Origin of the sequence: Coleofasciculus sp., assembly GCF_046565525.1 — a bacterium.
Taxonomy (GTDB): Bacteria; Cyanobacteriota; Cyanobacteriia; order Cyanobacteriales; family Coleofasciculaceae; genus Coleofasciculus.
Genome location: NZ_JBKHUP010000152.1, coordinates 1 through 13,945 on the forward strand (window position 1 = coordinate 1; position 13,945 = coordinate 13,945).

Here is a 13,945-nt window from a genome sequence, read left to right on the forward strand (position 1 = left end):
ACGCAAGCGAAAACCAAGCTAAAAATCTTAGGGCTTGAGACCCCGTAACAAAGCTTTTAAGAGTAGCGCACCTGTAATAAGGCGGTTGAGAAATCCAGCATACCTTAATGGCGCTGAAAATAACGGATTAAAGCAGCAAAGTTTCTCAAATTACTACAATTACAGACTTTGAGTAGGGCGAGTTTCGTCCGATTTTAAGCCTGTGGACTGGTTGAGTGCCGACACCGCCAGAGTGAAACAGGAAGCAATCCGGATAATGTCTAACAAGATCCAATGTTGTCTAGCTTTGTCCAAGTGTTGTAGAACGGCTGCATCTTGTCCCGATTTTTCCGGGCTTGCCCCAGGCGGTGGAGTCGGTGTATCAGCCTTTGTTGATGTTGCCGAGGTTGTGCTGTCTGGGCTCTCCCGTACTTATGGTGATAATAAAATCTTATAAATTAAGCCAAAGTCTTACAGTGTAATAGTCATCAATAGTTAAAACCCCAAAATAACGCTGCGCCATTACGAATTCAGAGATTTGGTTTATTTTGGTCTGTTCTTTACTGTGATGTCGCAACAGCTAGTTGCAAATGGGAAAAAACTTAGACCATTCCAGAATTAATCTCCAGAAATATGAACCACAACCTCCCGATTGTGTCTCTGCTGGCGATGCTCCCAAATATAAATTCCTTGCCATGTTCCTAACATCAATCTACCATTGCCAATAGGAATCTGTTCTGAGGTTTTGGTTAAAGCTGTCCGGATATGAGCGGGCATATCATCGGGTCCTTCGGTATCGTGGATGTAGCTGCCATCTTCTGGCACTAATTTGGCAAAGAAATTCGATAAATCAGTTAGAACATCGGGGTCAGCATTTTCTTGAATCACCAGACTGGCTGAAGTGTGGCGCAAAAATACGGTACAAAGTCCGGTGCCAATGCCTGACTCCTCAACGATGTCTTTGACGTTTGAGGTGATTCTGGTGAAGGATTTTCCCGTTGTCTTGATTGTAAATTTCTGTTGATAATGGGTCATCGATTCATTGAATTAGGACAGAGGTTCTCAATTGTTGGCTAGAAGGCTAACCCAGTTGCTTGAGTTCGTGTTCTTCGTGTTCTTCATCTTCTGGTAATTCTTCAGCATCCTCCTCATCGTCTTCGCGATCGCCAATTCCCAATTTCTCCGATAAGTGTGCGACTAAAGAGTCCTCCCCATCTACGTTTTCCACTTCATCAAATTCTGCTTCTGGGTTAATGTCGGGTGCTTCAGGTTCTACCTCGACGGATTCCACCTTTTCTAACGCTTCTGTTTCACCGCATTCCTCGTCAAGTTCCCTGGTTTGTGATTTTTCGATGCACTCGGTAACAACTTCTAGAAATTGTGTCTCACCCGCTTTATCTTCAACGTCATCCGCTAATTCCTCTAGAGTGTCAGCCATAACCTGTTCAGCGATGTCATCGGTATCCGATACCTCATCGGTATCTAATACCTCAGACTCATCCGCCTGTTCCACCTCAGGATCACGCCAAGGAGAATCATAACGATTCCACGGTAGAATTGGCTTGTTGGGCAGGTTGCGCGTCAACACCGTGATGTTGTCTGGGTCGGGTTCTGGTAAGTTTAACTGTTTCCCAGAAGAGTTATTGTGAACGTGTTGAGAAGTCATAATCGCAAGACCTAGCCAAAACTACTCAGGTCAATCAACGGCACAAAGTAAATCCCTAGAACATGCAAGGTAACAACCAAGGCTAACCCCCAGGTCACATAGGCAGAATATTGTAAGGATGATGAGACATCCTCCAATCGCTGCTTGTTTGCATTATAGGTCTCTACCAGGTTAACAATCATTCGCAGTTGATATTCCTCCGGTGACAGGACAAGATAACGTTCCAGAAATTTTTTATCGCCCAAATTGGGGCTAACGGCTAACTGGCGCGGTAAGAAGGCGTTGATCAGCAGAGTGAAATTTATCAGAAATCCTAGAAGCTCGGCAAGGCTAAACCCATTAGGAAAAAATAACAACCGTGATATGGTTAAGCTAGTGAACAGGGCGCCGTTGGTAACAAATAGGATATTTAACTTAGTGGTTAGGGTTTGGCTTTGCTCCCGTTGCTGATCAATGACCAAGCGTACATCATGAGCCGCTAATTCCAGGGTAGACGATGTGGAACTCTCTTTGTTGGGGTCTGAGGGTTTGGTTGTCTTGGTGGCTTTCGTCGTCTTGGTTGTCTTTGCCTTATTCGTTTCAGTCGTTTTGGGGGTTTGAGTCGGTTTGAGAGTTTCGGTGGTTTCTGAACTTTTCGGGTTCTTTGAGGTTTCCGTTGTCTTGGACGTTTTAGCTGTCTTCCCCTTCTCTGCAGTCTCTGGCGTTTTCGGCTTGTCTGACGTTTCAGTCAGTTCTGGAGTATTGGTTGTTTTCGGCGTTTCCGGTGTATCTGAGGTTTTCGGGGTAGGTGCGGTTTTGTCTAGCAGAGAATTCACAGTAGCTATCATGTCAGGTTAGAGAACTTTGATGAGTGAGTTTGCAAATAATGGACAACAGCTTGAGCGATCGCGTCAGCCCCATCTTTGGCGATAGGCTGGGATTGTTTGGGAGGATTTGGGGATTGGTGCAAAAAGTCCCAGCTACCGGGGAAAAATTCTTTGGGGGTCACAATTTGATGGTACGCATAATTTTGAATACCTTCCAGTAGGAAGGAGGATTCGGCAAAATCTTCGCGGGTGAGAGAGACAATGGGAATGTCTAGGCGTAGCGCTTCCGCAAAGGTGCTGTATCCCGGCTTAGACACCACTCGTCCGCACAAGGGCATAATATCCACAGGGCGATAGTCTCGACCCAAAAGTTTCAGTAAATTGGGTAAATCGGGGGCATTGGCGTCAAAGGTGATGAATTGCCAGTCGGGAAACTGGGACAGTGTATTGTAGGGAATTGCCTGTAAACCGAGTCCGCCAAAGCTGAGTAATACCGTTTTGTCTGGAGGTGAGGTTAAACTGAACCTTTCCCGCAACTGGCTGGCTGGATAACCGGGTGTCCCACCCGTGAGTCCCACATCAGTAATATTGGGAAATGCTGTCATCGGTTCGTGTAAGGGGAGACGAAACAAGCGATCGCATAAGCTATAACACTCGCCAATCCAATCCGCAATCTCCACAAATTCTCCACCCCACGCCCGGTAAATAAAGTCCCAGCCGAAGTTACTCAGCATCCAACCGGGAATCCCCGCCGTTTGGGCTATTTTCGCAGCTAAGGGTGGAATATCAGCTAGCACAAGTTCTACACGATTGGTTTTGATAAAATTAACTTCACTGGCAATTATTGAATTTTCGGATGCCCGAATTTGCTTGAGTTTTGCCAATGTCGCCGCTTTATCCATGGTCAAGCTATCGGACTGAATCACGCCAATATCAAAGGCGCGGGGGCGATGAATAAAATCTCCGGGAATATAAGAGTCCAACAACCAACGTGGGGCTGTGGTTACCAGCATCAGTAAGATGTCTGGACAGAGCTTTTGGATGGCGGCGGCGACACAAGCCGCACGAACCGCATGACCAAAGCCATGGTTGGTTATCGCAATGTATACAGTAGGTCGAGACATATTCAGGTGTTTAAAACGGGGAACAGGGAATAGGTAATTAGATAAGTCTTCGCTTAATTAATCTCGTTATTTATTTTATGGATGTTTTTTATTCTGTTTTTTTCAGTTAACTTATAAAACGACTTCACAGATTCCTATAATCCTATATAATCCTCTTAGGAATCCCGTTGAATTCAGATGAGCATCTGATTCAATTGCCGTAATTCACCACAAAGCAGGGTAATCTCTCAAGAAAATAAAATAACCCTGTTTCCGCGACCTGTCCGGGGTGGCTAGTTTTATCCTGAATTCATAAGGAAGTTTCTGTAGAACAAGACAAAACCCTTGGAAGGATTTAAGACTGTGACAGCCAAACGTAGCTTGAATGCTCGTCATCAAAATTTACATCCTGCTAATAAATTTTACACAAGGGAATATCAACCTGTTCCGCAAACGTTAGATAAAAAAGGCGATAGTTACCTGAATACATCTTTACAGAATGTGTCCAGCCTTGCCCTCTATAGCGTAGCGGCAATTGCTGCTCCAGGTTTTTCCCATCCCGCTTGGGCAAAGTCCTCAGTGCAGACAACCTATCAGCCTGATAGTGTTGTCCTGACTTCGATTGAACCGAGTGAAACTCAGGCAGGAACATCCGCAACATCAGCAACTAAGGCTCAAGCTGTTGCCTCACCAGAATCTATTATTGTCCAGGAATTTACGCCAGAATCCCTGCAGAAGGCAGACGGTAGACGGCAGACGGCAGACGGCTTGTTGAAGACAGAAGGCTTCAGCGCGAGGGCAGAAGGTTCTCTGAAAGCAGAATGGAAGGAGTCACTAATGCCTGAGCACCAATCACCAATTGAGGAGGATAGGGTCAGGCTGGAGTTTTCCGGGGAATCAAAATTAACCTTGCCAACCCAAGAGGCTTCTGAGTTGGAGATGGCATCGCCCGAATTGGACAGTCCTCACCTAGTTGTGCCAATAGGGGTGAGTGATAGACAGATAGAGGAAAATCGCCAACCTAGAGTGAGCATAGATACACGAGATGATCCTCATGTCAAGAGTTTTGCCGTAGATAGGGAAAACAAGGAAGTCAAGGAAAAAATACAATCTGTTGCCATTAATCCGAAAAAGCCCTGTAATGCGACTCAACAGACGATGTTGGCACAAGCACCAAATCAACCGACACAACCCTCACCCTGTCGGGAGGTCAACCGCTTGCAAGAGGAGTTGCGATCGCTAGAAGATATAGACACTCAAGCTCAATTACGCGCATCTCCAGCCCTGAGTATTGTCATTCCCACAGCTTATGGCGCTCATCGCAATACGGGGTTTGTCAGCGCCACTTATCAAGAACGCACCCGCTATAGTGATATTGATGATGGGGCTTTAGGTATTGGCATTGGTTTGGGCGATGCTGAAAAGTCTGTGGGGGTAGAACTTTCATACACACTTGCCAGTTTCGGTTCTAATCGGGATTTTGGCAGTGGCGGTTTTAATGCCAAAGTTCATCGCCGCTTACCCCAAGGTTGGGCGGTTGCGGCGGGGTGGAATGGCTTAATTAACCTGGGTGATGACAATGACTTTGAGCATTCGGTTTATGGCGTGGTGAGTAAGATTATTCGGACGCGAGAGGATATTAATCAACCCTTTAGTCGTATGGCAATAACGGCTGGAATTGGCAATGGACAGTTTCGCACGGAGGAGGCGGTAGAGGATGATAATGGCACGATTAATGTGTTTGGTAATGTTGCGGTGCGAGTGGCTGAACCTGTGAGTTTAATTGCTGAATGGACTGGACAAGACTTGGGCGTGGGTGTGTCCATTGCTCCCTTTAAAAATATCCCTTTGGTGATTACCCCAGCATTACGAGACATTGCGGGGGCTGGAGATGGTGCGCGGTTTGTCTTGGGTGCAGGTTTCGCGTTTGAATTTTGACCCAACGATAGGCTTACGGGAACGACGCCTGTGTAGGGGCGGGTTTTGCTACTATCGTTTCCTTTTCACAACAGATGTAACTCGCGCCCGCCCAGACTAAGTTTTGCATGAATTGAAATGTGGAGTAAATGTGATGAAAGTAAGGCAATGGATGGGTTGGACTATAACTACTGTATTAATGGGTAGTGGTTTGATAGCAATGTCTGCTAATGCTCAACCACCCAACCAGTCAGATATTACCGGAACAAACATCTGGAACAATACTGCACCCATTTTTGATCAGGATGGAAAATTAGATCCAGCTATATTAGAGAATGCCCGTCGTCTTGATCAAGCTTTAGAAGAGGCTTCAGAGCGTTGCTGTGATGCAGTTGCTCCAGTACGTCCGCGTCGATTTGCTAGAGAACCCGGAAATCCTAATCCAGCTTGTGCAGATTGTCTGGAGTTGAATCGTTTGGTTGAGGAAACCGAGATATTTTTGGATGAAGTCAATCGCACTCAGGTAGAGGGAGTCAACGCGAGTCGCAACCGTCTTTGGTAAATTTACGCACTAATCCCCAATCACCAATCAAGGTCAGAGTTAGCTGAGAAAATGCGATCGCGTCCTAAGGCTTTGGCTTTGTAGAGAGCGCGATCGGCTTTTTCGACTAACTCAGTGGGTGATAGTTGACCCGATGAAGTCGTCGTGGCGATTCCTAAACTGAGCGTTACCCAAGGATGAATGGGAGATTTGGCATGGGGACGCTTGAGTTTATCCATTTGGTAACGGATTTTTTGAGCAACGACAAAAGCGCCTGCAGTATCTGTATTGGCGAGAATCACGGCAAATTCTTCACCGCCATAGCGAGCAACTAAATCAGTCGGTCGTTGAGCCCCTTGGCATATCGCTTGAGCAACTTGCTTTAAACAATCATCCCCCACTAAATGACCATAGGTATCGTTGTAGGCTTTAAAAAAGTCAATATCACACAAGATCAAGGATAGCGGATTTAAGTTACGTCGAGAATTGAGTAATTCGTCGGCTAAGACTTGATCGAATCTACGGCGATTGGCAATTTGGGTTAAACTATCTATTTTGACGAGTTGCTGTAGGTGTTGATTATCTGTTTTTACCTTTTGATAAAGTTCTGACTGTTGAATGGCAATAGCCACCTGTTTTACTAACTGGTTTAAACAATCAATTTCCCAAGTTGCCCATTGACGAGACTGGGTGCAATGATGAGCGATTATTACACCCCATAATCGATGGTAAATAGATTGGGGATTTTTCATGTCAGACTCACTGTTTCTAATTGGTATGGCAAGAACAGATTGATCATGAAAAGTGAGTGATTTTGGCTCTAAGTTAGACTCTCCCCTATTATTGTTTAATTGAATAAGATTTTCATTTATAGACATTTTTTTTGGTAAATTCAGAAGTTCATTAATTGCCGCAATATCGGGATAACCATCACTATAATCAGCCGCTTCTAAAAGCAAAGTTTTGGATTTTTCTGCCTGATAGCGATAGATGAGAACACGATCTGTTTTCAGGAATTGACGGACTTGGGTTACAGTGGTGTGCAAAATTTCTTCGAGATCCAATGAGCGTCGGATCTGCTCAACCATGCGCTCTAAGATCCGCTCTCGTTTAGCCTGCTGTCGAATTGCCTCGCGATCGCGCTCACGTTCAATAGCGTAGCGTATGGCACGCACCAAGCCTTCCCCAGCAAACTGTCCCTTAACTAAATAATCTTGAGCGCCTTTACGAACGACCTCAATCGCCATCTTTTGATCGTTGAGAGAGGTTAACACAACAATAGGAGTAGTTGGCGCTTGTGCTTTGACTTGAACAACAGTATTTAATCCTTGACTATCCGGCAGAGACAAATCTAATAAAATAATGTCAAAGGTAAACTCTATCAAATATTTTAAACCATGGCTTAAGCGCTGAGCGTGAGTTAGAACAAATTGAGTTGTCTTGATCTGTAAAAACAATTCTTTTAGCAATTCGGCTTCAACAACATTATCCTCAACTAAAAGTATTTTTATGATTTGATTATCTCGTAAAATACCTGAACTGCATTTTAATTCATTCATGATTGTGATCCTAATTAATTACTGAAGTTTAAATTTTAGCTTAAGGATTAGGTTTTAGTATATTTTCATTCAATTGCTCATTCAGTCGTCTTAAAAGAATTTATTTCTTCTAGCTATTAGCTAAATCAAAGCGGCTGTATAGGCACATCAAGCAACTTGAGATATAATTAAATAATTTAGCTAATATTCATATCTTTCAGACTAATCAAATTAAAACTTGAGAGATAAAGGTTGGAGCTTCACTAAACCCCAGCTCCTCAAATGTCAGACTAACATCTGAGTTGTATAAATTGTTACTAACTTAAGATAGAAATTTGGTAGAAGCTAAGACGGATTTAAATTACGTATTCTTTGTTCCCTATTCCCTGTTCTCTTTGCTACAATCATGATCGACAGTTTGAATACCCAACAGCTTAGTGAATGACTGTGAGAATTTTCTCCTATCTTTGGGTTGAATTAGTTAAGTTAAGTTCCTGACCTTTAGGTGGATGATCAGATGAGAACACCAGTAAGCGTGCCAGTTCAGTAATATCATTGCTTCCAATAGCTCCCCAAAACATTATCGGTAAAACCCGCCCCGGAGAGAACTGTCAAAGAGAACGTATGGGAAGTGTCGTGAAGGTCTAGTCCCGTCTATTTCGTCTGTAGTCTTTGCCAAAGGGTAAAGCCCAGAAGAAAAACTATACTACCACTAGTAATAACAATCACCGTTGATGTCATACCTTGGAGTTTCATCGCTAGTCCGTTGGATGCCAACGTAACACCCCAAAGGGTCAAAGCAGCATGACGTTGAGAAAAACCCCAAGCTAATAAGCGGTGATGTAGATGATCTTTACCCGGAGTTTTCAGGGGGTTTTTTCCGGCTAGGAGTCGTCGGACAAATACCTGAGTTGTATCCAGTACAGGCAATAATAAAAAGAAAGCGGGCGGCACCAGAGCAAATACCGTCGTCACTTTTAGGTTACCTAAAATACTAGTAGCAGCTAGTACATAGCCAAAAAAGTAAGCACCCGCATCTCCCATAATGATCCGTGAAGGATGAAAGTTGTGCCGCAAAAATCCTAGTGCTGCACCTCCCAACGCGGCTAAAAGTAAGGTGGCGGCTGCTCTAGTTTCAAACTGCGCCGAAACTGCCAACAAACTCATGGCTGTGATAAAACTGATCCCACCCGCTAAACCATCCATTCCATCCATTAAATTAATGGCATTGGTAATTCCTACCACCCACAACCAAGTCAACACAATTGAAAATATCGGATCAATGGGAGTCCCAAATGGGGTCTCGATACGGATATCGCTGGCAATCAGCAATAGTGCGGTAAGCGTTTGACTAAAGAGGCGCACATACGCAGGTAGACCAAATTGGTCATCGATAAAGCCCACGAGGACAAGGATTGAACCACCGAGCAAAATCGTCAGCACTTGGGCTAAGACGCCTTCAATCACAATCGGTCTTAATAGAGTAGCCAAGACTAGCGCCGCTATGACACCCGCATAAATTGCCAATCCACCGGCGTTAGGTAGGGGTTCTTGGTTGAGTCGTCGAGCATTAGGTTGGTCAGCCCAACCCACTTGTAGGGCAAACGCGCGTACTGCAGGAATCAAACACCACGTTACCCCCCAAGCTAACCCGAAGGTGAATATAACTGCTAACCAGCCACTGCCATTGGGGTTGGCAATGCCGAGAGACTCTAGGAAGCTGTACAAATCTATCTCCCATTTTACGCTCAGACTGCCAATTATTATTAATCTCAACTTTACCGGAATCAATTCGTCAAAGCGCTACAGCGATTTTGGAGATTGGCTCCAGTATTCAGTAGTAGTACTTACTGAAAACCATTCTATCGATCCGGATTGCTGAGGCATAGTCATCATCAGGGCAGTTGGGTTAACATGGTACGCTCAACTCATTGTAACGGCAAGGAAGAAGATTGTTTTGCTGTAATGTTGCCACAAATGATTCATAAGGACAGCCTGTTTTCCATCCGATCATCTCAATTGTTCCTCACACCCGACACTCTGCACCCGACACCCTGCTGAGTATTCCAGTAACTTATTTGGGGCTTGCTGCACAAGTCCAAAACCCTTAGCTATCAATGCTTTGAGTAGTATTGATATTGGCTCCTCTTCAAGGAAAAAGGGTGAAACCCTTTCATACCCTTGCACCGCTATCAGGAAAAATGTACCATTGCTTCCCCTGCTCCCCCTGCTCCCCCTGCTCCCCCTGCTCCCCCTGCTTCCCCTGCTCCCCCTGCTCCCCCTGCTCCCCTGCTCCCCCTGCTTCCTACCCCCACCACAATACTTATTCAGCAGACCCTATTTGTTTTATTTGAGCGGGTTATTCTGGAGAAGATGAGGACGAATGGGGATCACCAGGGTGATGACTCTCTACTGCCTCAATGTATTGACTATCCATTAAAAAGGCGCCCTTAGAAAAGCGAACTCCCCAAAATCCGCCTGGACGTCTATCCAGAATCACGCCTTCTTCGCCAATACGAACCACATCAGGGGGTCGCAGCATGGGCATGGGTTCTGCTGTTTTAACATAGCGGGGTAGAGCAATTAGACGAACGCGATCGCCAACTTTAAATTCTTCGGACATATTACTCGGTATGGGTCAGTGCTGATCAGTTCTTAGCTTATGGTAATCAATCTCAAGTTACCCTCCCAGTATCGCGATCGCGCCCCTGATCAATTAAACAAACCTCCGTCATTCTTATGTAGGGGCGACCCGCCTCCACAAATCAACAACTGTATCTACTCAATGAAATCGGGTCGCCCTTTCCTCAACCGTTGGGTCAAAACATGACCGATCATGAATCATTAGCAAAAACCAATGACATAAGACATAAGACATAAGACCAATTTAAGGAACTTGCCAAATGCGCTGATGGTAAGCTTCGGGATCAGCGTAAGGATCAGGGGGATGCTCCGAGTGATTGTGGTTGTGGTGGTGATGATGGTCATGAGTGTGATCATGATCATGAGTGTGACCCGTATTATCCCCCACTGCCGCTAACCGGAACTTACACAGTTCACAATTCATTTTCACCTGTCCCAGTTGGGTTTCGATTTCTCGTTCCCGCAATACTGAAAGCAGTTCAGGTTGAATACCCATTTCTGGTAAACAGGTCATAGAAATGTCCGGATATTGCTCTTGCTGCTGCGCGGTGATATCAAATATCTTTTTCACCAGTACCCCAGTAAATAGGAAGTAAGGCAGAACGATAATCCGCTTAGGCTGGAAAAGTCGAGCGCGATGGAAGCCTTCCTCTAAACGGGGATGAGTAATCCCAATAAAGCAGATTTCAACCGTCTTGTAGCCACTGCCTTCCCAGAGCAGACGCGCTAATTTGTAAACATCACTATTGGCATCGGGATCACTAGAACCGCGACCGACGATGAGTAAAACAGTGTCGCTTCTGTTAATTGACGAAACCGTTGAACTATCCCCTGATGGTTGATCCAATTTAGCCAGTCGCCGGTGCCATAATTCTAGGATTGCCGGGGTAATGCCAAAATGACGCCCATAATGGAATTGGATTTGGGGATGTCTGGCTTTAGCGCGGTCTAACTCATTGGTGACATCAAATTTATTATGTCGTGCGGCAAACAGCAAAATCGGCAAGACAGAGAATTCTGTATATCCTTGTGCCACACATTGGTCTACGCCTTCCTGAATACTGGGAGTGGTTAATTCCAGAAAACAAGGTACAACTGGGCGAGAGGAGTCTAACCCTTGATAGGCGTGGGCAAAGTCCAAAAACCCCTGACGCCCGTCCATATCTCGGCTACCGTGACCAATCATTAACAGGGGGCGGTTAAGGGGGAGTGGGGGTAAGGAGAGTGAATCTGGAGTGAAATGAGTAAGTTCTACAGTCGGCATTAAAATTAAGCTCCCTTCCCGTGCAAGGCGGGAATATAGAGTGGATAAGCAACAGCTAGGTATTCTGGCTTAGGTGGAACGTCACCTGGGTTGGTAGTTGCGATGTGAGCGCCATAAACACTCAAGCACCGACGACAAACCCTGAAAGAGTGTGCCATTTCATCCTTGACAGTTGCCGCACAGCCCCGGACTTACACCGGAGTTTCCCCAAGCGGTTGCCATTTATTTGTGCTTTGATATCTTATCCGATCCGATGACGAGTCAAAATCCAGGGTAGGGGGTTTTTCTCGGCTAACCTGAACTGAGATCTGGCAGTTGGGTGGGCATTGCCCACCCTACCTTATCTATCTAATCGATTTGCAGTAGCAGAATTTGAGACAGTATTCCTATGTGTTTAATCCATTTGATCCCGATTCTTTCCAGGGTTGGCGCTTAGATTTAGAGCGAGGCTACCAGGCGTTGAATCCTAACCCTCATGGGTGGCTGTGGTGTCAGCGCCTCGGTTTATGGTTGGGAACTTGGCAGGGAACTATTGAGGATAAACCAGGAATATGGCTACGATTTTATGACCAACAGGGTAGTTTAGTGCTTTTACCTGAAGAAGCGGCTTTTCGAGAAGGCGCGTTGCAGCAGTTGTTGCGTTTACTTGCGGTTCGATTTGGTCAGATTCCGGTTGAGGTAGAGACAATGTTAAGAACACAGGATATTCATCAATTGGAACGTTTAGTGGAAGTGGTTCTAGATGTGGAGTCCTTGGAGCAATTCGTCAACCAGTTATCTTAGTAACTTCCTAGAAACAACTCATGACAAATGACAAATGAAAAAAAATAACTCCTTCTGTAGAGTCAGAAGGAGTTTACTAGGCTTCTACGCAAACTCGGAAGGAATTATTTGAGGCTCAATTAAGCCTTGTTGTTCTTTTTGGATTGTTGGCGCTTGAGCAAACCGCCGATTCCTAGAGCCGTAGCGGAACCTAAGATGGTGAGGGGTTCGGGAACAGCTTCAGGATCTGTAACGGGTACAGCGTTAACAAAGGAATCACTTCCACCGGCAGAACCAATACCTTGAACATGGGTGCCGAAGCGCAAACTCCCGTTGCCAATAGCGGCTAGAACATTATCAACGTTTCCACTAAAGTTAAGGGCTACCATTTCACCTGTATTAGATGCGCCGTTTCGCGGAGCTGGGTTGTTAGCAGTTGCCCGGAAGTCTGAGGTAAAACCGACTGTATTGCCACCAGGCAAATTAGGGGGACTACCACCTAGAGAAAAATTAGTACCCGCGAAGTTTGTTACGGAAGGTCCTGCCAAAAGTCCGCCAACAACATCGACATAAATTTGGGCAATAAAGGAGGAAGTCGGTCCACTATTGGTGAATTTAAAGGTGACATTACTACTATCACCCGTTACGTCAACTGTTAGCTGATTGGCAACATTTTCCACATTATTCTCTGTGATGCGGTTAAATCCAAATACGGCGGCTTCGGCGGGCATCATGCTTGCGGTAACGGCAACACCAGCAGCGGCTAAAACAGAGGGAACGAGAGAAGAAAGTTTCATGTTGGTACTCTTTAGGACTAGTTAACTCATTTGCTGAAGCGTTTGGACTTATTTGCTTCGGCGTGTTTGCTTTTCTATATTCACACTATAAGGGACTTCACTTAGGGGTTGGGTAAAGTGGCAATGAAGAATGAGTTAACTTGTGTAAACTTTCCATAAAGATTAATCAAAATCAGGCTCAAGCCTTTATTGGATAAGGGTTTTAGAGTTTTAGGTTATCCTCCGAATTTCTACCATTTTGAGAAAAAATAACCATAAATAAGACGCCCAGAATGGTTTTTTGACCAAGGAAGACTAAGCTGTTCGGCATTTAAACCTTAATGGCAATAATGATGAAATCCTTGGTGTGCGAACCAGCAAGCTCGCTACTCATACCCAATTTAAATGTATGACAGCTTACCTGTACTCAATTTATAGCAATCGCCATAGTGGTTAAGACGCATCTTATGGTAGAGACGTTCCGCCGGAACGTCTGGAACAACAGGAAAGGAAAGTCTTAATCGATGGGTCTACTGCTATAAATTATAAATACGTGAATGAGGAGTTGATACGGAGTTGTGTTCTCATCTGTCATTGGAGAGCGAAGCGAAGAATATCCGAGATGCTTCTCTACACGTAGCCTGCCCTCGAAGGTCGTGAAGGGTGGAGGGGAGAGAATTTAGAACTTGGTCGGGGCGGGTTTAGTTGCTTATGGGTGAGGTCTAAAACGCTAATCCTGAAACCCGCCCCTACGTAATACCAAATTCTGTAGGGGCGACCCGCTTGGCTTAATTAACAACACCACTCCATTTAATCTGATCGGGTCGCCCTGTTCTAGCGATCGCACCCTCGGTTATCGGGATTTAATGGATATGCGATCGCGTCTTCAGATCGGGATAGAGAAGAATAGGCGGGAAGCAGACGTTTAACCCATGCCTGATACCAAAACC

At 45.2% G+C, this 13,945-nt stretch carries 12 protein-coding genes; 3 read left to right on the forward strand and 9 right to left on the reverse strand.

Annotation, left to right across the window (positions count from 1 at the left end; translation table 11 throughout):
• Positions 1–597 precede the first annotated feature (597 nt).
• The 4 genes from ACLGGO_RS32455 to ACLGGO_RS32470 are packed head-to-tail and all read right to left on the reverse strand — an operon-like array spanning position 598 to position 3,575.
• A complete protein-coding gene (locus ACLGGO_RS32455; RefSeq protein ID WP_446334825.1) occupies positions 598–1,014 on the reverse strand; it encodes a secondary thiamine-phosphate synthase enzyme YjbQ in 417 nt (138 codons plus the stop codon).
• Between the two features lie 46 nt (positions 1,015–1,060).
• Positions 1,061–1,645, reverse strand: coding sequence for a hypothetical protein (locus tag ACLGGO_RS32460; RefSeq protein ID WP_446422407.1), 585 nt, complete (start codon positions 1,643–1,645; stop codon positions 1,061–1,063).
• Positions 1,646–1,656: 11 nt separating this feature from the next.
• Entirely contained in the window at positions 1,657–2,460 is an 804-nt protein-coding gene (locus ACLGGO_RS32465; protein ID WP_446422408.1) for a hypothetical protein, read from the reverse strand.
• 8 nt (positions 2,461–2,468) lie between these two features.
• Positions 2,469–3,575: a glycosyl transferase gene (locus tag ACLGGO_RS32470; RefSeq protein WP_446422409.1), complete on the reverse strand. Its 1,107-nt coding sequence runs from the start codon at positions 3,573–3,575 to the stop codon at positions 2,469–2,471.
• Between the two features lie 342 nt (positions 3,576–3,917).
• Here ACLGGO_RS32470 and ACLGGO_RS32475 point away from each other — a divergent pair, with 342 nt between their 5' ends.
• Positions 3,918–5,492 (forward strand): hypothetical protein, encoded by a 1,575-nt coding sequence (locus ACLGGO_RS32475; protein ID WP_446422410.1) that lies wholly within the window; start codon positions 3,918–3,920, stop codon positions 5,490–5,492.
• Between the two features lie 133 nt (positions 5,493–5,625).
• Positions 5,626–6,033: a hypothetical protein gene (locus ACLGGO_RS32480; RefSeq protein WP_446334830.1), complete on the forward strand. Its 408-nt coding sequence runs from the start codon at positions 5,626–5,628 to the stop codon at positions 6,031–6,033.
• 20 nt (positions 6,034–6,053) lie between these two features.
• On the opposite strand, the gene ACLGGO_RS32485 is transcribed toward ACLGGO_RS32480, so the two are convergent.
• From ACLGGO_RS32485 to ACLGGO_RS32500, 4 genes are all read right to left on the reverse strand, one after another.
• Positions 6,054–7,571: a diguanylate cyclase domain-containing protein gene (locus ACLGGO_RS32485; protein ID WP_446422411.1), complete on the reverse strand. Its 1,518-nt coding sequence runs from the start codon at positions 7,569–7,571 to the stop codon at positions 6,054–6,056.
• A gap of 633 nt (positions 7,572–8,204) precedes the next feature.
• Positions 8,205–9,284 (reverse strand): MraY family glycosyltransferase, encoded by a 1,080-nt coding sequence (locus tag ACLGGO_RS32490; RefSeq protein WP_446334924.1) that lies wholly within the window; start codon positions 9,282–9,284, stop codon positions 8,205–8,207.
• A gap of 625 nt (positions 9,285–9,909) precedes the next feature.
• Entirely contained in the window at positions 9,910–10,173 is a 264-nt protein-coding gene (sipA, locus tag ACLGGO_RS32495) for a regulatory protein SipA (protein ID WP_446422412.1), read from the reverse strand.
• A 264-nt stretch (positions 10,174–10,437) separates the two neighbouring features.
• Positions 10,438–11,457, reverse strand: a complete 1,020-nt coding sequence (locus ACLGGO_RS32500) for a sirohydrochlorin chelatase (RefSeq protein ID WP_446422413.1) — start codon at positions 11,455–11,457, stop codon at positions 10,438–10,440.
• A 390-nt stretch (positions 11,458–11,847) separates the two neighbouring features.
• Here ACLGGO_RS32500 and ACLGGO_RS32505 point away from each other — a divergent pair, with 390 nt between their 5' ends.
• Complete coding sequence (locus tag ACLGGO_RS32505; protein ID WP_446422414.1) at positions 11,848–12,240, forward strand: DUF4351 domain-containing protein; 393 nt, start codon at positions 11,848–11,850, stop codon at positions 12,238–12,240.
• 119 nt (positions 12,241–12,359) lie between these two features.
• On the opposite strand, the gene ACLGGO_RS32510 is transcribed toward ACLGGO_RS32505, so the two are convergent.
• Positions 12,360–13,016 carry a PEP-CTERM sorting domain-containing protein gene (locus tag ACLGGO_RS32510; RefSeq protein WP_446422415.1) on the reverse strand — a complete coding sequence of 219 codons (657 nt, stop codon included), beginning with the start codon at positions 13,014–13,016 and terminating at the stop codon, positions 12,360–12,362.
• Between the last annotated feature and the right edge of the window lie 929 nt (positions 13,017–13,945).

Bases quoted from the DNA above. Each gene is read 5' to 3' on its own strand.
- ACLGGO_RS32510 (WP_446422415.1), bottom strand. From the start codon at position 13,016: ATGAAACTTTCTTCTCTCGTTCCCTCTGTTTTAGCCGCTGCTGGTGTT.
- ACLGGO_RS32485 (WP_446422411.1), bottom strand. From the start codon at position 7,571: ATGAATGAATTAAAATGCAGTTCAGGTATTTTACGAGATAATCAAATC.
- ACLGGO_RS32470 (WP_446422409.1), bottom strand. From the start codon at position 3,575: ATGTCTCGACCTACTGTATACATTGCGATAACCAACCATGGCTTTGGT.
- ACLGGO_RS32480 (WP_446334830.1), top strand. From the start codon at position 5,626: ATGAAAGTAAGGCAATGGATGGGTTGGACTATAACTACTGTATTAATG.
- ACLGGO_RS32455 (WP_446334825.1), bottom strand. From the start codon at position 1,014: ATGACCCATTATCAACAGAAATTTACAATCAAGACAACGGGAAAATCC.
- sipA (WP_446422412.1), bottom strand. From the start codon at position 10,173: ATGTCCGAAGAATTTAAAGTTGGCGATCGCGTTCGTCTAATTGCTCTA.
- ACLGGO_RS32500 (WP_446422413.1), bottom strand. From the start codon at position 11,457: ATGCCGACTGTAGAACTTACTCATTTCACTCCAGATTCACTCTCCTTA.
- ACLGGO_RS32460 (WP_446422407.1), bottom strand. From the start codon at position 1,645: ATGACTTCTCAACACGTTCACAATAACTCTTCTGGGAAACAGTTAAAC.